General features: G+C 56.7%; 12 protein-coding genes and 5 pseudogenes. 7 read left to right on the top strand and 10 right to left on the bottom strand.

Annotated features, from left to right (window positions below):
• Positions 1 to 321 precede the first annotated feature (321 nt).
• From AB4Y44_RS27080 to AB4Y44_RS27055, 6 genes are all read left to right on the top strand, one after another.
• Positions 322 to 1,827 carry a toluene monooxygenase gene (locus AB4Y44_RS27080; RefSeq protein WP_368619629.1) on the top strand — a complete coding sequence of 502 codons (1,506 nt, stop codon included), beginning with the start codon at positions 322 to 324 and terminating at the stop codon, positions 1,825 to 1,827.
• A gap of 24 nt (positions 1,828 to 1,851) precedes the next feature.
• Positions 1,852 to 2,112 (top strand): toluene-4-monooxygenase system B family protein, encoded by a 261-nt coding sequence (locus AB4Y44_RS27075; protein ID WP_342925261.1) that lies wholly within the window; start codon positions 1,852 to 1,854, stop codon positions 2,110 to 2,112.
• A gap of 7 nt (positions 2,113 to 2,119) precedes the next feature.
• Positions 2,120 to 2,455: a Rieske 2Fe-2S domain-containing protein gene (locus AB4Y44_RS27070; protein ID WP_069268304.1), complete on the top strand. Its 336-nt coding sequence runs from the start codon at positions 2,120 to 2,122 to the stop codon at positions 2,453 to 2,455.
• A gap of 19 nt (positions 2,456 to 2,474) precedes the next feature.
• Positions 2,475 to 2,789 carry an MmoB/DmpM family protein gene (locus tag AB4Y44_RS27065; protein ID WP_368619630.1) on the top strand — a complete coding sequence of 105 codons (315 nt, stop codon included), beginning with the start codon at positions 2,475 to 2,477 and terminating at the stop codon, positions 2,787 to 2,789.
• 12 nt (positions 2,790 to 2,801) lie between these two features.
• Entirely contained in the window at positions 2,802 to 3,788 is a 987-nt protein-coding gene (locus tag AB4Y44_RS27060) for an aromatic/alkene monooxygenase hydroxylase subunit beta (protein WP_069268302.1), read from the top strand.
• A gap of 399 nt (positions 3,789 to 4,187) precedes the next feature.
• Positions 4,188 to 4,868, top strand: coding sequence for an ATP-dependent Clp protease proteolytic subunit (locus AB4Y44_RS27055; protein WP_342925257.1), 681 nt, complete (start codon positions 4,188 to 4,190; stop codon positions 4,866 to 4,868).
• Positions 4,869 to 5,096: 228 nt separating this feature from the next.
• Here the strand turns inward: AB4Y44_RS27055 and AB4Y44_RS27050 are convergent.
• From AB4Y44_RS27050 to AB4Y44_RS27020, 7 genes and pseudogenes are all read right to left on the bottom strand, one after another.
• Positions 5,097 to 5,706 (bottom strand): annotated as a pseudogene (locus AB4Y44_RS27050) (IS110 family transposase); the annotation flags it as partial.
• A gap of 42 nt (positions 5,707 to 5,748) precedes the next feature.
• Positions 5,749 to 5,937: pseudogene (locus AB4Y44_RS27045) on the bottom strand (IS110 family transposase); the annotation flags it as partial.
• Positions 5,922 to 7,053: pseudogene (locus tag AB4Y44_RS27040) on the bottom strand (amidohydrolase). The pseudogenes AB4Y44_RS27045 and AB4Y44_RS27040, both read right to left, overlap by 16 nt.
• Before the next feature lie 72 nt (positions 7,054 to 7,125).
• A pseudogene (locus tag AB4Y44_RS27035) lies at positions 7,126 to 7,530 on the bottom strand (MFS transporter); the annotation flags it as partial.
• Positions 7,531 to 7,607: 77 nt separating this feature from the next.
• Positions 7,608 to 8,513 (bottom strand): annotated as a pseudogene (locus AB4Y44_RS27030) (CoA transferase); the annotation flags it as partial.
• Positions 8,514 to 9,190: 677 nt separating this feature from the next.
• On the bottom strand, positions 9,191 to 9,529 hold the full coding sequence (nifW, locus tag AB4Y44_RS27025) for a nitrogenase stabilizing/protective protein NifW (protein WP_069268345.1): 339 nt from the start codon (positions 9,527 to 9,529) through the stop codon (positions 9,191 to 9,193).
• A gap of 530 nt (positions 9,530 to 10,059) precedes the next feature.
• The gene (locus AB4Y44_RS27020; protein ID WP_069268299.1) at positions 10,060 to 10,560 is read right to left on the bottom strand and encodes an Lrp/AsnC family transcriptional regulator; all 501 of its coding nucleotides are present in this window, start codon (positions 10,558 to 10,560) and stop codon (positions 10,060 to 10,062) included.
• A 501-nt stretch (positions 10,561 to 11,061) separates the two neighbouring features.
• Between AB4Y44_RS27020 and AB4Y44_RS27015 the strand changes: the two genes are divergently transcribed.
• Positions 11,062 to 11,439, top strand: coding sequence for an iron-sulfur cluster assembly accessory protein (locus AB4Y44_RS27015; RefSeq protein ID WP_083245583.1), 378 nt, complete (start codon positions 11,062 to 11,064; stop codon positions 11,437 to 11,439).
• 1,257 nt (positions 11,440 to 12,696) lie between these two features.
• On the opposite strand, the gene nifK is transcribed toward AB4Y44_RS27015, so the two are convergent.
• The 3 genes from nifK to nifH all read right to left on the bottom strand — a co-directional run bounded on the left by nifK (position 12,697) and on the right by nifH (position 16,753).
• Positions 12,697 to 14,256 (bottom strand): nitrogenase molybdenum-iron protein subunit beta, encoded by a 1,560-nt coding sequence (nifK, locus tag AB4Y44_RS27010; protein WP_069268297.1) that lies wholly within the window; start codon positions 14,254 to 14,256, stop codon positions 12,697 to 12,699.
• A 72-nt stretch (positions 14,257 to 14,328) separates the two neighbouring features.
• On the bottom strand, positions 14,329 to 15,792 hold the full coding sequence (gene nifD, locus AB4Y44_RS27005; RefSeq protein WP_069268296.1) for a nitrogenase molybdenum-iron protein alpha chain: 1,464 nt from the start codon (positions 15,790 to 15,792) through the stop codon (positions 14,329 to 14,331).
• Between the two features lie 79 nt (positions 15,793 to 15,871).
• Entirely contained in the window at positions 15,872 to 16,753 is an 882-nt protein-coding gene (gene nifH, locus AB4Y44_RS27000) for a nitrogenase iron protein (protein ID WP_069268295.1), read from the bottom strand.
• Positions 16,754 to 17,077 lie beyond the last annotated feature (324 nt).

Genomic DNA, 17,077 nt, shown 5'->3' with positions numbered 1-17,077 from the left:
GGACCCGGGACGCACTCTCAGTTAATGCCGAGTGGATTCGGTCCTGCGAAAAAAGACCTGGTACCGGCCTTGTGTCACGCGGCAGCTTTCGCGCTTGCCCGCGTTGCTGGTTTTCTAACTCCTCGCCCGTGGAAACTAGCGCATTCGGATCGCCCCCCGGCAACGGGCGCGTATATCTTCGATCTCCCTTTCCCGGGACTTCTTCCTCGCCGATGCAATCAGGTCGGCACATTGGCACCGATTTTGCTCTGAGGTAACCCGCCCGGCGGATGCAATAGTGCTCCGGCAAACCAAATCGCGACTTACGAAGGAGACTTGACCATGGCGTTATTGGAACGCGTCGACTGGTACGACATCGCCCGCGCCAACAATTGGACCCCGTCCTACGTGTCGGATTCGGATCTCTTTCCCGACATCATGTCTGGCGCACAAGGTATTCCGATGGTCCAATGGGAGAGCTACGACGAGCCGTACAAGACGTCGTATCCCGAGTACGTCCGTATCCAGCGCGAAAAAGACGCTGGTGCCTATGCTGTGAAGGCAGCCCTGAATTGCTGCCGCAGCTTCGAGGATACCGATCCAGGCTGGCTTTCCATCCTTAAGGCCCATTACGGCGCCATTGCACTCGGCGAGTATGCGGCAATGAGCGCCGAAGCACGCATGGTTCGCTTCGGCCGTGCACCAGGGATGCGCAACATGGCCACCTTCGGCATGCTCGACGAAAACCGTCACGGGCAGTTGCAGCTCTACTTCCCTCACGACTACTGTGCAAAAGACAGGCAGTTTGACTGGGCGCACAAGGCCTGTCACACGAACCAGTGGGGTGCAATTGCCGCCCGCAACACATTTGACGACCTTTTTATGTCCCGCAGCGCGATCGAGATCGCGGTTATGCTCACCTTCGCGTTCGAAACGGGCTTCACCAATGTACAGTTCCTCGGTCTGGCAGCCGACGCAGTCAACGTCGGCGATTTCACTTTCGCAAGCCTGATCTCCAGCATTCAAACGGACGAATCGCGACATGCGCAAATCGGCGGCCCGGCGCTGCACATTCTGATTGCAAACGGCCGTAAGACGGAGGCCCAGAAGCTCGTGGATGTCGCAATCGCACGGACATGGCGCCTGTTCTGTCTGCTCACGGGATCGTCGATGGACTACGCCACGCCGATCGAGCACCGCAACCAGTCGTTCAAGGAATTCGCGCGCGAGTGGATCGTCAGTCAGTTTGAGCGGACACTCATCGATCTCGGCCTCGATTTGCCCTGGTACTGGGACCAGTTGATCAATGAATTCGATTACCAGCACCACGCCTATCAGCTAGGCATCTGGTTTTGGCGTCCCACGGTTTGGTGGGACCCCGCAGCTGGCGTGACGCCCGAATGCCGCGACTGGCTGGAAGAAAAATATCCCGGCTGGAACAACTCGTTCGGCAAGGTATGGGACGTCATTATCGAAAACCTGCTCCTCGGCCGCCGGGAACTTACGATGCCCGAAACGCTGCCTGTCCTCTGCAACATGAGCCAGTTGCCCATTTGCGCCATTCCGGGCGATGGCTGGAACGTGAAGGACTACCCTCTAGACCATAACGGCCGCAGGTATCACTTCAATTCGGAAATCGACCGCTGGGTCTTCCAGCAGGACCCGGTTCGTTACCGCGATCACCTCACGCTCGTCGATCGCCTCCTCGCCGGTCATATCCAGCCACCCGACCTGTTGGGCGCGTTGAACTACATGGGGCTCGCGCCGGGCGAAATGGGCGACGACGCGCACCAGTATGCATGGGTCGAATCGTACCGAGGACCCGTGACAACAAAACAAGCCGCCTGAGGCTGCCACGCAAACGAGGACGACATGGCACTCTTCCATGTGATCTCAAATTTTCAATACGACTTCGTATTGCAGCTGTTGCCGGTGGATACCGGCAATACGATGGATGAAGTTGCGGCCGCCGCCGCGTTCCATTCCGTGGGCCGACGCGTCATCCCACGGCCTGACAAGGTTGTGCGCGTGCGGCGCCAGGGCGCCGGGCAGTTCTACGCGCGCGACGCAAAGCTCGGCGAGACGGATATCAAGCCGATGGAAACGCTCGAATTCATCTTTTGCGACGAATGAGGTCGAAATGAAGTACCAGAAAGTCTGCACGCTCGACGACCTTTGGGCAGGCGAGATGATCGAAGCGGAGGTGGATGGCCGCGTGATTGTGGTGGTGAACTCAGAAGGCGGCGAGCCGCACGCCTTTCGGGGCGCTTGTCCGCATCAGGCGATTCCGCTCGGGGAAGGAAAGTTCGACGGCCGCGTGCTGATGTGCCGCGCGCATCAATGGACCTTCGACGTGAATACCGGCAAAGGAATCAATCCTGGCGACTCCCGGCTTCGCGAATACCCCGCAAAGATCGAGGGCGAAGACGTTCTCGTTGCGGTGGGCAGCGTTGAAACCCTCTTTGCCCATTCCTGAACGTCACAGAGAACCGATCATGACCACCGAAACCACCGCCTTGGCTTACCGCAACAACCGCGTGGGTCCCGTGCTTCGTGCGGGCAGCATTACGGCGGGCGTCATCGAAGCCGCGCACGAAGACAACCCCGGCAAGACGATCCGCGTGGACGACAAATTCGCGTATGTGCGCATCGATACGGATGGCGAACTGATCCTCCGCCGCTCCACGCTTGAGGAAACGCTTGGCCGACCGTTCATGATGTGCGAGCTGGAAGTCAGCCTCAGCTCGTTTTCAGGCCGCATCGAAACAACCGAATGCTACGTGCGGTTTTACTACGAGAAAACGCTTTAACCGGAGACGAGCATGACTGAGCCCGAAGTCCTCAAGCCGCTGAAAACATGGAGCCATCTAGCCGCGCGGCGGCGCAAGCCAAGCGAGTATGAGATCGTCTCGACGAACTTGCACTATACCACCGACAACCCCGACGCCCCCTTCGAACTGGACCCTAACTTCGAAATGGCGCAATGGTTCAAGCGCAACCGCAACGCCTCGCCGCTGCGACATCCCGACTGGAACGCATTTCGTGATCCAGACCAGATCGTCTATCGCACGTACAACCTGCTGCAGGATGGTCAGGAAACTTACGTATATGGTCTCCTCGACCAGTTCTCCACGCGCGGTCACGACGCCCAACTCGCCCGGCCATGGGCGGCCTCGCTCGCACGCGTCTATACCCCCGCTCGCTTCCTGTTTCATGCGCTGCAGATGGGCTCAGCGTATCTGGTCCAGATGGCCCCCGCTTCCACGATCTCCAACTGTGCCGCATACCAGACCGCTGACTCTCTGCGCTGGCTCACGCACACCGCGTATCGCACCAAAGAACTGTCCCTGACTTTTGCGGACCTCGGCTTCGGCAGCGATGAGCGGCGCCGCTGGGAACTCGACCCGCCTTGGCAGGGCTGGCGAAAACTAGTTGAAGAAGCACTCACCGCGTGGGACTGGGCTGAATGCTTTGTCGCGCTAAATCTCGTGGTACGCCCGGCAGTGGAAGAGACCGTATTGCGCGGCCTCGGCGTCACGGCGCGCCAAAACGGCGATATCCTACTCGGCCTTCTTACCGATGCGCAGCTCATTGACACCGAGCGGCATCGGCGTTGGGCCAAGGAGCTCGTTCGCATGGCCATCGAACAGGAAGGCAATCACGCCGTGCTGCGTGCGTGGGTGCACAAATGGGAGCCGCTTGCCATTGACGCCATAACAGCATGGTGCGCCGTCTTGCCGGACGCACGCGGAGCTAGCGCACGCGCGAAGGTAGCCACGCGCGAATTCCGGCGTTCGATCCGACTGTGAGTCAATAGGCCTTGAATGAAGGAAGTGTCGTCGGAAGCCCGCCCGCTCCGACAATTTGGGGAACGTCAAACGTAACAACACCTAGAGCGGAGCTTTAGATCATGAGGACAATCCTTGCAGCTTCGGCGATTGTATGCACCCATCTGCACGATTACCTAAGCCAAGACCATCGGCAGCGGGCTCACGGAGGCGGGCACGCTTCGAGCAAATGTATCGGTGTCGTGGCTTGATGATCCCGGCTAGCCCTTGCTCCGAATGAATGATGTTGCGGCGTGAGCCCGAGCCAAGCGGCAAGTTTCCCTGGGCGTGTCGATGTCTATCGTTTGTAGGATCCGTCCGTCTGCTCCGACATAAGCGACGGGCTAATTAATCAGTATTTCCTTTCCAAATAGGAAAAATATGAGAGTTCTTTGTGAAATTCTTATTCGTGGCACGTTGCTGCTATCTTTTCTTTATGGGGTGCCGGCCCATGCTTGCCTCTCAAAAGTTATCCCGGAAGCGGATCGAAGATACGACGTATTGAATAGCAAAATATTCTATACAGGGCCCGTTACAATTCAAAAGGCGAATGACTTGATAGCGGCGCTGGACGAGTTGAACGCGAAGTACCCGAAGCTAAAATCGATCTATCTATACATCGACAGCGGTGGTGGAGATACGGACGCGGGGTATATTACTTACCGCGCCATCCAGAGTTCGAGGGTTCCGGTAATAACAGTTAATTTAGCCACGGTGATGTCGGCTGCTACGATGATGTTTTGCGGCGCTCAGGATCGCCTCTCCTTTCCTGGGGGACGCTTTATTCTGCACCCGCCAAGCATAGACCTGAGCAACAGGTTTCAGCCGGATCAGCTCAATGTTGCCACGGAAAATTTGGATACCGTCAAGCAAATGCTTTCAGATATCTACAGAAGTTGCACCAACCTGAACGGCAAGGAAATAAATTCAATGATTTACAGTGAAAATAACAGAAAGGTTCTCAGTCCAGATGAGGCTTCTGCAAATGGAATGGTGACTGGCATAGCTCATGAGATTATTGATGCACCGGTGTCCTACTATGTAACGGATCGCGCAAAGTAAGCTTTCTGGGATGGACTGGCTTCCGGTCGCTTTGTCATTAAACAAATCGAACTTGCGCCGGCATTCATGTGACCGAATGCCGGCTCGATCGCACCGCAATCTTGTGGCCCCAATGAATAAATGCGCGCCGGCAAGCTGTTTGCGATAAAGTGAGGCACGTAGGACGCGTCGCTTGAGAGCGAAATGCTGATGGACCGGACTGAAACAATCGCCACCATCACGGAACGCGGTTTCCAGCCGTTCGCATTGCGCTAGGCGATCCTCGATCGTGTTGCGGTGTTCATTGAACGCCAGCCGCTGTCGAACTTGCGCGTGCTCAAGCGGCGTCGGTGTGTCGGCCCCCAATCCGCACGTCCAATGTAGTTCACACCATGCTGGAGCAGGAACGATTTCAGCCCGCATCGCAGCTGTTTAAGGTCTTCTCGCGCCGATGACCAAGCACTGGCCAGATCGCGACACGCTTCATCTTCCGCCGCATGGCACATGCACCGCGGACAGATCGCCCGCTCGCAGCGAACGCACCAGCTTGATGGCGTCACGCCGGTCGGTCTTGACGGGCTCGCCGGGTTTGCGCGGGATGAGCGATGGTGCACATACAACATGTCGAGGCCTTCTGCATCAGTCGCCGGCAAAGGCCATAGCCGCGTGGAACTGCTTCGTAGACGATGCGGATGCGCGTCGCTTTGAACTGCAGTCGTTTGCATAAGCGATCATCTTCCATCTGTGACGTGCCGATCTTGCCGAGCAGTTCCACATCGCTCATACCGACCGCATAGGCAACCATGATCGAATCCTTATGAACGTCGCGCCCTACATACAACGTGCTATCGTCTTGCATGCTAGCTTCCGTGCCGGAAACAGTACCTGTTTGGCACCAGTCCCCCGTCCAGGCAGCACACTCGCGCCCGCCGCGAAATGCCTTCTTGACATTCCTGTCTTCCTTTTTCCACTCGCGCATACGTCGCTCGATCCGGGCGATTTGCTCATCAAATCCGCTCAATCCGTTCCACTACTAGCGCAGCGTGTCCGTCCACGCGGCAGGCATCCGCCGCGCTACGTAAGGCAGTAGACCTTGCTCACCGTTCCCTGGAACAGTGCTTCGCGCTCATCGGCGCCAGCTTGCGCAGTCAATTTCCTGAAAGCGTTCCAACCGTTTCTGAATGGGTGGCATCCCTTATCGACAGGGAAATTGCTCTCGCACATGCAGCGCTCCGCACCGAACGCTTCGATACACGTATGCATCCAAGGCTTCCACGCGTGCGCCAGCTCATCCGATGACGGCGGACGTTCGCCCTTTTCAAACGCGAAGCCATTCATACGCATGCCGAGGCCACCAAGCTTCACATAAACATTCGGCAACCCGGCGAGCATGCGCATCGAACGGGACCAGGCATCGAACACTTCCACGCGCTGATTCGCATAGCACGCGATGCGGACGACACCGCCGCAATGGTTGATGATGAAAGGTGTATCCGGAAAGGCCTTTGCCATGTCGAACAGCTCCGGCAATTGCGGAAAGAATAGCCATGCGTCGTACGACAGGCCCAGCGGAGCCAGTTGTGCAACGCCCGCCCGATAGTCGGGGTCAAGCAGCAGCCCTCGCGGCGGCGCCGAAAAGGGATTGGCGAGTGTCTGGTCCGCGTCCCATGTAACGAGATGTCGAATGCCACAGAACCGGCCATCGCCGGCGTGCAGTTCCGCTCCGAGAACATCGCGCACCGCCGCGCCCCGTCGAAGATCCGCGTAGCCGATCATACCTTTCGCTACCTGTGGCTTGCCGCCTTGCAACGCCGCGGTGACGCCAGCCACGTATTCGATTTCGCCGACCGGGCGCAACGACTCCGGACCAGAGGCGCGATACCGTGTCAGCGCCTGCATGAACACGGAGGCGGTGATGTTATGACCCGTGCGCGCGTCCTCGAGGTACTCGTCGAGAAGGTAGGTCCAGCCCGGTCGTTCGTAAAAGTGATGATGCGCGTCGATGATCGGCATATCGGGTTCGAGCGCCCCTTCGCCACCGGAGGCGAGCCAGTCGGCACTAACGGGGCAGCTAGTTGTTGGTTATACTCACGGAATGCGTTTCCTCTTTTGCAAATGCAAGACGCGCGCTGATAGCGGGCAACAACATCGATGTTGCGAGAGCGCCGAGGACCTGAGGGCGTCGGAACGAGGGACGTGGCTCCATTCTTAATCTCCGCGACCGAAGGCGTAGAGGGAAAAGGTCAGCAAGGTCGTGATACCCAGCACGATCGAAAGACCAGAAGCCGGCCTCGCCGATGCCCAGCAGCAGCCGGATCGCGTAAAAGCTCTTTGGGCCCACGGCCAGCGCTGTTGCCGCTGCGAAGAAGCCCCACGTGATCACGATTCGCGCGAGCCAGCGCGGCCCACCGAAGCGGTACAACGCCAGGTTGCTCGGAACCTCGAACACGCAGTACCCGGCGAACATGATGCCCGCGCCCCACCCGAACTGTGTGGCGGTCAAACCAAGATCGCGATTCATCGTCAACGCCGCGAAACCGACGCTCGTGCGATCCAGGTCGTTGAAGAAGTACGCAAGCGCGATCAGCGGAATGAAACGCCACGCCGCCTTCCTGACCGCGGACTGCACATGAGCGGACGCGAACGCGCTGCCCGTTGCGATGTTTGATGAGATGGATGTCATGTCGTTTCTCCGCGCGGCGGCCTCTCCTGCTTCCGCGGCTCGATGATTCCATGTGTCTTTCGTGTTACGTGGCTGCTTCAGGCGCTGGCGAGTTCGTTCGCCGAAGGCTTCGACGCATCGCCAGGCTGCCTGTACGCACACTTGAGGACACCGAACTCGGTCAATTGCCTCACATCCTCCGGCCTGTATTCGAGACCCATCAGAAGCGCTCGCGTGTCCTCACCCAGTGAGGGCGGTCCCGCGCGCAGTTGCAAGCGCTCGCCGCCGAGCGTCAAGGGCCGCAGCGGCGTCCTCGTCTCGATGGGCCGCCCTGCGCCACTGGCATCGGACGGCAAAGTCACCTCGGCGAGCCCGAAAGCGTCGCAGAACAGTGCCCATTGGGTATCGGAGACCACCACCAAAAAATCTGCTCCCCGTTCTTGACCGAAAACACGTCGTAGACAGCCCACGCGAAAATGCGGTTCGGCATCGGCGCCGCGGCCTGGCCCGTCACGGCAAACTGCATCATGTGCTGGGCTACGAGGAACACATTGTTCTCGAACAACGCGCAGGGCACTTCCTGACCGCGGCCCGTGCCTTCGCGTTGAGCCAGCGCCGCCATTGCGCCGAACATACCGCCCATGATGTCGTTGACGCTCGTCCCGGCGCTTAGCGGTCTGCCCTCGGGCCCCGTCATGTAAGCGAGTCCGCCCATCATTTGCACGACTTCGTCGAGCGCGGTGCGATGATCGTACGGGCCGGGCAGAAACCCCTTGTGCGACGCATAGACGAGACGTGGATTGACCCTGGAAAGCGCGACATACCCGAGGCCTAGCTTGTCCACTCTTGAAGTTTTCGCTGAACACCGCAGCCGCGGCAAGCAGCTTGTGGACGATTTCCACGCCACGCGGGTCTTTCACATCGACCGCAATGCTTTTCCTGTTCCCGTTGAACGTGCCGAAGAAGTCCAATCCGGAGCCGCACAAGGCACGTTCGCTGGCACCGATCCCTGCCCCCCGCGAAATCAATACTCCCAACCGGTCGGATAATCCCAGCCTAGGCCGACGCGGTACCCGTGACCCAGAAAGCCGTGGTTACCTTTGACTACATCGTGAAACGCCGGCGGATTAGCGGCCGCAGTCTTATATATCGATGCGCCGGGGAAACCGAATGTATTGTCACTGGCTGACAGCAAGCGAGCGAAGAGCCCGACGAATCTCGGTGAGGCCAAGCTTGTTCCGCCAAACGGCGAGGCATTGCCGTGCCGTAGATAAGCGCCCCAGTTTCCGCCTTTGCATCAAAGGGAATGTCGGGCACGCCGCGCCCAGATGGACCCGCAGAGGACCTTAGCGCAGATTGCCACGGCGGCATTGGTCCGTAGGGGCGAGTGCCGCCCCCTGTCGCCCACAGGACTCCTTCTTCCACCCATCGTTCCAGACGCATAAGCTCCGCTATGAGTTGTGTAAAGCGCTGTTCCGCCAACAGAAATGACGTGCGGGGACGAAGACGGCAATGAAAGCATCGAAACCGCTCCTGTCCGCTCGTCAGCCGGACTTGAGTGCTGATGGACCACTCCCGGCAGATGTTCAAAAGACAAGTCAACCGAAGTCACAACGTGCATCAAGCGATGAGTCGCATCGTGACGACTCAGACAAGCACCAATATGACTCGCTCACCAACTTCAATTGTTAGCCCGAGCCGGCAGGGATTCACGCAGGCTATCAAGAGAGATATGACGCTCTCCGTCGGCTTCCTGAAGAACTCTGAACACCTTTTGCTCAGCGGGCGTGGAAATGACAAAGTCGTTGTACGCTTTCAGCAGGAGATTTCGATAAACCAAGAATAAGGTTGCGTCGTGATCCGCGGACAGGTCCTCCGACTGTCTGATGTACTGGAAGAAACGCCTTAGTATATGTAATCGACTTACGTCCACCACCTTGTCGTCATATGAGATGGCGAAGAATCGGAAGAAGTCCTCAGCCGACGAAAGCCGGTGCAGTTTATCGATCAGTACTTTCATGTTGTTGCTCCGCATGACAAAGTTGGCCGCAAAGCCGTGCGTAGCGAGGCGGCGAGTTTTATATGCCATCGTTAAGCGCTTTCAAATTGACGAAAGGTATTAACTTGTCTGCGCCTTCTAACTTAGCGGCCGACGGCACGCAAGGTCCGTGCCTGTCCCACCTAAACCTGGAAGGTGTTGTGGCATGCATCGCCATTCCCGATCACCGTAACAGGGGGGGCCGGTCTCACGTTGCCTTTGTCTGAATCGTCGGGATTGTCTGGATTGTGACAGCGTGGCGCGTTGCGCGAAGCGCATCCGCTTCGGTTGCCGGCGAAACTTTACTGAACATGAGTTGGGACGTTGCTGGCGCAACTCAGTCTGCTCGGGCCACTAAGAACGGACTTGGTCGCCGGATAGGTCAATAGTTTATCCGTCACGAGTTTGGTCTGCGAAAGCCAGCGGGGCGATTCGAAGCGTGTCGTTTGGTTACGACTAGAACCTGTCTGATGAGTGACACAGGTCAAGACTACCTTTCCAAGCGTTTGCGGTTACAGCGGTATCGCCTGCGTCGATAAGACTTCCTTTAACACCTTGAAGCTATGCAGTTCCCGTACTCCCGGCAGTTGCAACGCTTGTGCAGCATGCAACCGGTTGAAGCTTTCGTTGCCGCGCGCTCGAACGAGCAAGATATAGTCAAACCTCCCGCTCACTGCGTGGCACGCTACGCAGCCAGACACCTTCTGCGCCGCTTTCTCGAATGAGGCAAACGCCTCGGGCGTCGAGCCGTCCAGCACGATCCCGATTACGGCGAACATGCCCGCGCCTAGAGCCTTCGCGTCGAGCAGTGCGACGACTCTTCGTATCAGTCCCGTCTCCTTGAGTCGTTCCACACGCCGCAGGCACGCAGGAGCACTGCGTTTCACTTTCGCTGCAAGGCTGACAATCGATAGCGAGGCGTCTTGCTGCAAGTGTCTGAGGATCGCGCGGTCTACGGAATCCAAGACGGCTATGCCCTTCTGGGCCACGACTGGATGCTCTATCAATTTCATTTCACTCATCTCCCATCCGAAGAATTAGATGTCATCCGAAAAATGTATCGTTGTTTCATGCGTTATCCGTGCAACTCGCTCTCTCCAAGCGAGAGTCGCCTGCGCCAACCATTCTATTTCTGCTAACTTCGCGCCGTTGTTCCGCCTGCGTTTCCCGAGCGTGGCGCTAGTTTCTCTGTGTATAGGATAAACTTAGTTTAACGTCGAATGTAGACGTCCAAGATCGCAAACTTCAACTGGTTAAAGAGGACGTGTATCGACTCGCGATGAGTCGCAAGGCTCGCGCCCCGGATCTCGCTCACTTGTTTGCTATGGCGCAAGGAGATCTGCACCTTGCCGTTCCGCGCATTGCTTCACTCTTGCACACTCACCTCAGCAATCTAATTCCGTATCTGAGCGATAGTATTGCGAGCGATGTGGCGCAGTACTTGCTTTCCTTCCTCGTGCAGATTCACATTGTAGAGACGGATATAGTTCTCTATTAATTTTCCAGGAAAATCTATGATCTCCCAACGATCAAGCATATCGACAGAACCCGCGTGTGAATTTTTTACGTTCACGGCCCGAGCAGCAAAAGAAGCCGCCGAGCTTGTCGCGCAGAGCCACGAAGCGCCGCTTTATATTCGACTGCGTGCCGAATTTCATGCGGGAAGACAGCCGGAATATTTTATTGTCCTGGTTGACTCCGTAAGCGATTCCGACACGAAGGTGCTTACACAGGGCCTCACTGTGTTCGTGGACGAGACTAACCTACGTTATTTTATCGGCACGCAGATCGACTATGAGGAAGATACCCCGCTTCCGCGCTTCGTGATTGAAAGTCCGATCGCATCAACATCCTGCGGCCGAAGTGAATCATTTTCCTCATGTCCGCGCTAACATCGTAGCAGCCTGATATTTATCCCGCTTGCACGTGGTCTCGATGCAGAACAAGATGGTGAATCGGCGACGCGCGGACCACCGAATGCAATGAGAGTCGTGCAAGCCTAGGTTGGTTTGCGCGCTGGTATCAACAGTACCAGAATGAACGCACTTACGGGTTCATTCAGTCACCTAACACCCGTTGCCCAGCCATATGTGAGTACCGCTGGGCAAGCAATCATGCTGGCATCAGCCTGCGGAGCACCAGTCGCAACTGCGCTGGATTGACGCCATACCGTGGCGCGCACACGCGTACCGGGTTCAATCTCGATGCCAGACGCTGTCGGCAAGAGCCGCGGACTCGACAAGGGTCTCGTCGCTCGCCAGCTTTGATTGGATCCGCAATGCACAGAACCTGATCCTGACAGGGCCACTGGCGCCGGAAAAGACTGCTTGCCTGCGCCTTCGGCCAGCAGACTTGCCGACACGTGCCTTTCCGTGCTTTACGTGGGCTTCGCCCGGCTATTTGAGGTATTGAAGCGACAATCACGCCGGCACGCGGTACTCGATCATTACCAACCAATTTCCCCCAAGCACTGGCGCGCCCGGCTCAAATCGCCCACGCTTCCCGATACGAATTGAGCATCCATTGAGCACCCAAGCTTGCAGCGAAGAGGCGATTCGATGTGCAAGAATGACGCGCCTAGTCCGATCTCGAACAGTCGCGGTAGAATTGAACTCTACGCCGCACTCCCCCTAGCCTGGTCGACTTCACCAAAACGGCCGCTCAACTCGCCGGAAATAGGCAGCTGCACCTCAGTCCTGGACGACGGTTCGAAATCGCAACAAACTTCACGGCGATCAAATTGATCGGGATCGACGTGGCGAACGGGCGGAGCTTCCAGTTCTTCTCGCCCAGCTCAAGAACCATGTCCAGGCGGACACCTAGCGTCGTATTCGTCCACGGAGGGCTGTGTCAGACGCGTCCGTTTGCGTGCTCCTCGGAGAAGATGAGCGCGCGAATCCCGCTCTACACCAGCAGGGCTTACTTCCCCTGCCCTCTTTCATTGCATCAAGTCAATTCATCGAGATTTACAACTTCCAGCAGGGGCTTTTAGAGGATAGTTGCTAATCGGACTACGGAGCGCGGCCATACCCGCGTGCTGTGGACAACTAGTAAAAAATCGTGCGGACCGCGATCCGCCGAGCGGCCGCGCACGATCGCCCACGTCGAGGGCCTGGGCAAACCAAGTCTAGGCAACAATCATTCTGTCATCAGCGAACAATGTCATAACTGTAATCAGTCTTTGCAATGTCGATTGTACTTGCATCGAGCTTTTCGAAGAATTCGTCAAGTAGTGCCAATAGAACGCGCAATCCTCCCTCATATCCCCACGTCGGGAAACGGTGATAGTGGTGCCGGTCAAAAATAGGAAACACGAGTCGCACTAGCGGTGTTCGCGTATCACGCTCCAAGTATTTCCCATGAGTGTTGCCGATCAGGAAATCGACTGGTTCGGTAAATAGCAGCGAGCGCAGATGCCAGAGATCGCGCTTCGGATAGGCGCTGCATCCCGCACCGTATGGCGACGCGTCCAACAACGCCTTGACCTTCTCGGCCCAGCCGTCGTTACCGTTTGTCGACACAATATGCACCGGCTCTGCACCGAGCTCGAGCAGGAATTGCGTGTAACCTAGCATCTGATCGGGATCGCCGTAGAGCGCATAGCGTTTGCCATGGAGAATAGCCTGACTGTCCGCCATTGCATCAACGAGTTGCCCCCGCTCCCTTTCCAGTTCAGGCGGAATCGGTCGGCCCGTGACACGCGATATCTCCATGAGGAAATGGTCGGTACCAGAAACGCCGACTGGCGAATTAAGCACAATTACCTCTTGGCCGTGTTCCGCGATATACTTCGCCGTCTTTTCGCAGCAATATTCTTGAAAAATGAACGTTGCTTTCGCATTCAGGGCACGTTCAACTTCTTCCTTCGTGGTCCCACCCTCGTACATGCGGAATTCGCCATCCGTTGGTGTGTTCCATGTGTCGGAAGGATCGCAGATGATGTTGACGTTCACGCCGAACAGATCGAAGATACGTCGAACCTCCTTGATGTTGCCCACCACGAAACCGTCAAAGCCACCGATAAAGTTTACACTCTCGTCCTGCACACGTATGAGTGGTGTTGCGGTACCGGCCTTGCCGTCCCAGAAGTGTTTGAGAATGCCCAGTAGAGCGTTGTCGTAACCCGTCACATGACTGCCGACAAACGCGGGCGTGTGAGCGAACGGCACGTCGTAGTCTTGCGGAACGCTTCCCTTCTGCTTACTATTCTTGATGAATGCATCGAGGTCGTCACCGATGACCTCTGCCATGCAGGTCGTCGATACGGCGATCATCTCGGGCTTATAAAGGTTGTATGCATTCGCCAGACCGTCGATCATATTATTGAGACCCCCGAAAACCGCCGCGTCTTCGGTCATTGACGAACTCACGCACGACGTCGGCTCCTTGAAGTGCCGCGAAAAGTGTGAGCGATAATAGGCCACGCAGCCCTGAGAGCCGTGCACGAACGGCAGTGTCTTATGAAAGCCGTTTGCCACAAATACCGCCCCCAGAGGCTGGCAGGCCTTCGCTGGATTGATGGTTAGCGAGTCGCGCGCGAAGTTTTTCTGCTTGTAGTCTTCAGTCTTTGTCCATTCGGCAACCTCTCTCACCGCCTCATCAGGATGGTTAAACTCAAAATGTTGCTTCTTGTTTCGCAAAAGCTCCTGATATTCCGGCTCGCGAAAGAGCAGTTCGTGATCGAGAATTTTGTCGCTTGATTGGGGCATGACTCGCTCCTGAATCGATTTCCTGAAGAGCCGTCCGGCGACACGGCCGTACCGCCAACGGGGCCACCTGGCTCACGCTGCCTTTTTCCAAGGTGACTTGGAGAGATTCCAGACAGGACTCGAAATTGCCATGTCCATGTCGCGCGCAAAGATCGCGAATCCGTCGTAGCCGTGGTACGGTCCTGAATAATCCCAACTGTGCATCTGGCGGAAAGGAACACCCATCTTCTGAAAGACGTACTTTTCCTTGATTCCTGAACCTACGAGGTCCGGCCGCATGCATTCGACGAACCGCTCGAATTCGTAGCCGGTCACGTCGTCGTAAATTAGCGTGCCGTCGTGAATGTGATGCGTAGTGCGCTGATAGTCATCGTTGTGGGCAAACTCGTAGCCTGTGCCAATGACTTCCATGCCGAGGTCTTCGTACGCCCCGATGACGTGGCGCGGGCGAAGGCCGCCTACAAAAAGCATCACTTTCTTACCCTCGAGGCGTGGCTTATATCTCGCGATTACCGCATCCGTGAGCAGACGGTATTTGGCGATCACTTTCTCGGCCTTGGTCTTGATCGTGTCGTCAAATCGGCTCGCAATCTCTCTCAAGCTCCTTTCAATCATTGTGGGACCAAAAAAGTTGTATTCGAGCCAAGGGACACCATACTTCTCTTCCATATGCCGGCTTATGTAATTCATTGACCGGTAGCAGTGGAGCAGGTTAAGCTTTGAGCGCGGCGTATTCTCCAGTTCAGCGAGCGTGCCGTCGCCCGACCACTGCGCAATAACGCGCAAACCCATCTCCTCAAGGAGAATGCGGCTTGACCATGCGTCGCCACCGATATTGTAGTCACCGATGATCGCAACGTCGTACGGAGTTGACTCGAGCGCGGAATATTTATTCGGATCGACACGGTCGAACACGCAATCGCGAATCGCATCGTTTGCGAGATGATGCCCAAGCGACTGCGATACGCCGCGAAATCCCTCGCAGCGTACGGGTACGATTGTGTGCCCGCCATACTGTGCGCTCTTCTTCTTCGAAACTGCCTCGATGTCATCGCCGATCAGACCGATCGGGCATTCGGTTTGAACTGATATGCCTCTGTTGAGCGGAAACAGCTCCTGAATCTCATCGACGATTTTGTCGAGTTTCTTGTCGCCACCGAACACAATGTCCTTCTCCTGAAAGTCAGAAGTAAATTGCATTGTGACAAACGTATCGACTCCGGTTGTTCCGACATAATAATTGCGGCGCGAACCCCACGAATACTGGCCGCAGCCGACTGGTCCGTGACTGATGTGAATCATGTCCTTGATCGGCCCCCAGACCACGCCCTTCGAACCGGCATATGCGCAGCCGCGAATCGTCATCACACCAGGCAGCGACTTAATGTTGGACTTCACCCCACAGTCCGGCTTACCCTGCTCGAAAGTGCATAAATGCTTGGCCCGCCGCTTGGCCATCTTCTCCGGGTAAGCTCGCAGCACTTCGTCAATGAGAGCCTTGTGAGCGGCCTTACGTTCTTCAACCGTTTCGGTCATTACATATCCATAAGTGGAGAAATGGGATCGCCGGGATCGGTTGCCGTACGCCGCACGGCAACCGTCATCCCCGCAGCCGTCAAGCGGTCAGCTCAGCCGCTGTCTTGCCAACCTTCGCCTCATCGACCTGCGACATGATTCCTTTTTCCATCAGGAGATCTTCGAGTTCGTCCATCGTGATCGGCGTTGGGATCACGCCATTGCCGGCGTTGTTATGCACCTTCTCTGCAAGCGCACGATACTGGCCGGCCTGTGCGCTCTCTGGCGCGTACTCGATCACAGTCATGCGGCGTAGTTCCGCATGTTGCACGACGTTGTCGCGCGGCACGAAGTGGATCAGACGTGTGCCGAGCATCGCTGCGAGCGATTCCGCAAGCTCGAGTTCCTTGTCGGTCTTGCGCTCGTTGCAAATGAGGCCGCCCAAACGCACACCACCGCTGTTGGCATACTTGAGAATCCCTTTTGAGATATTGTTCGCAGCGTACATAGCCATCATCTCGCCTGACATCACGATATAAATCTCCTGTGCCTTGTTCTCGCGAATTGGCATTGCAAAGCCTCCGCACACCACGTCGCCCAGCACATCGTATGAGACGTAGTCCACTCCGTCGTAGGCGCCATTCTCCTCCAGGAAATTGATCGACGTAATCACACCGCGACCCGCGCAGCCGACACCCGGCTCGGGACCGCCCGACTCCACACAGCGTATGTCTTTGTAGCCAATCTTCATGACATCCTCGAGTTCGAGGTCCTCCACAGAGCCGGCTTCCGCCGCGAGAGAGAGAATTGTGTCCTGCGCCTTCGCGTGCAGTATCAGCCGTGTCGAGTCTGCCTTCGGATCGCAGCCGACAATGAGGATCTTTTGCCCAAGGTCGCTGAGCGCCGCGAGCGTGTTTTGCGACGTGGTCGATTTTCCAATCCCGCCCTTTCCGTAGAATGCGATCTGCCGAAGTTGAGCCATCGTGGTACTCCATTGAGATAGAAGGATTAAACCAAGGTTGCCAATCAAGGCTGCAAAGCCGCGATCATGTCCTCAGCGTGCAGTGTCCATATGATCTTCTTCTGTGGAGTCACGCATTGGCCGGATGGTGTCCGCGCGGATCGCTATAGTGCAGTTTCTATGCCAACACTCCAGAATCGTTGAAATGCCATGCACATCGCGCTTTGAGAAAACATGTCGGCATGGCGCCTACCGACGTTCGCAGCGTCGGCTTCCTGACAAATCGTGCGTTGTTGTCGCAAACCAGATTTTCACCACCATTTTCGGCCCACCTCGCTCAATGGC

This window comes from Paraburkholderia sp. BR10937 (assembly GCF_040965695.1).
Classification (GTDB): Bacteria; Pseudomonadota; Gammaproteobacteria; order Burkholderiales; family Burkholderiaceae; genus Paraburkholderia.
This window is presented reverse-complemented; position numbering and strand designations above follow the sequence as displayed.

Coding starts and splice junctions, on each gene's coding strand:
- nifK (WP_069268297.1), bottom strand. CDS start 14,256: ATGCCCCAATCAAGCGACAAAATTCTCGATCACGAACTGCTCTTTCGC.
- nifW (WP_069268345.1), bottom strand. CDS start 9,529: ATGAAAGTACTGATCGATAAACTGCACCGGCTTTCGTCGGCTGAGGAC.
- AB4Y44_RS27015 (WP_083245583.1), top strand. CDS start 11,062: ATGATCTCCCAACGATCAAGCATATCGACAGAACCCGCGTGTGAATTT.
- AB4Y44_RS27080 (WP_368619629.1), top strand. CDS start 322: ATGGCGTTATTGGAACGCGTCGACTGGTACGACATCGCCCGCGCCAAC.
- AB4Y44_RS27020 (WP_069268299.1), bottom strand. CDS start 10,560: ATGAAATTGATAGAGCATCCAGTCGTGGCCCAGAAGGGCATAGCCGTC.
- AB4Y44_RS27075 (WP_342925261.1), top strand. CDS start 1,852: ATGGCACTCTTCCATGTGATCTCAAATTTTCAATACGACTTCGTATTG.
- nifH (WP_069268295.1), bottom strand. CDS start 16,753: ATGGCTCAACTTCGGCAGATCGCATTCTACGGAAAGGGCGGGATTGGA.
- AB4Y44_RS27060 (WP_069268302.1), top strand. CDS start 2,802: ATGACTGAGCCCGAAGTCCTCAAGCCGCTGAAAACATGGAGCCATCTA.
- nifD (WP_069268296.1), bottom strand. CDS start 15,792: ATGACCGAAACGGTTGAAGAACGTAAGGCCGCTCACAAGGCTCTCATT.
- AB4Y44_RS27070 (WP_069268304.1), top strand. CDS start 2,120: ATGAAGTACCAGAAAGTCTGCACGCTCGACGACCTTTGGGCAGGCGAG.
- AB4Y44_RS27055 (WP_342925257.1), top strand. CDS start 4,188: ATGAGAGTTCTTTGTGAAATTCTTATTCGTGGCACGTTGCTGCTATCT.
- AB4Y44_RS27065 (WP_368619630.1), top strand. CDS start 2,475: ATGACCACCGAAACCACCGCCTTGGCTTACCGCAACAACCGCGTGGGT.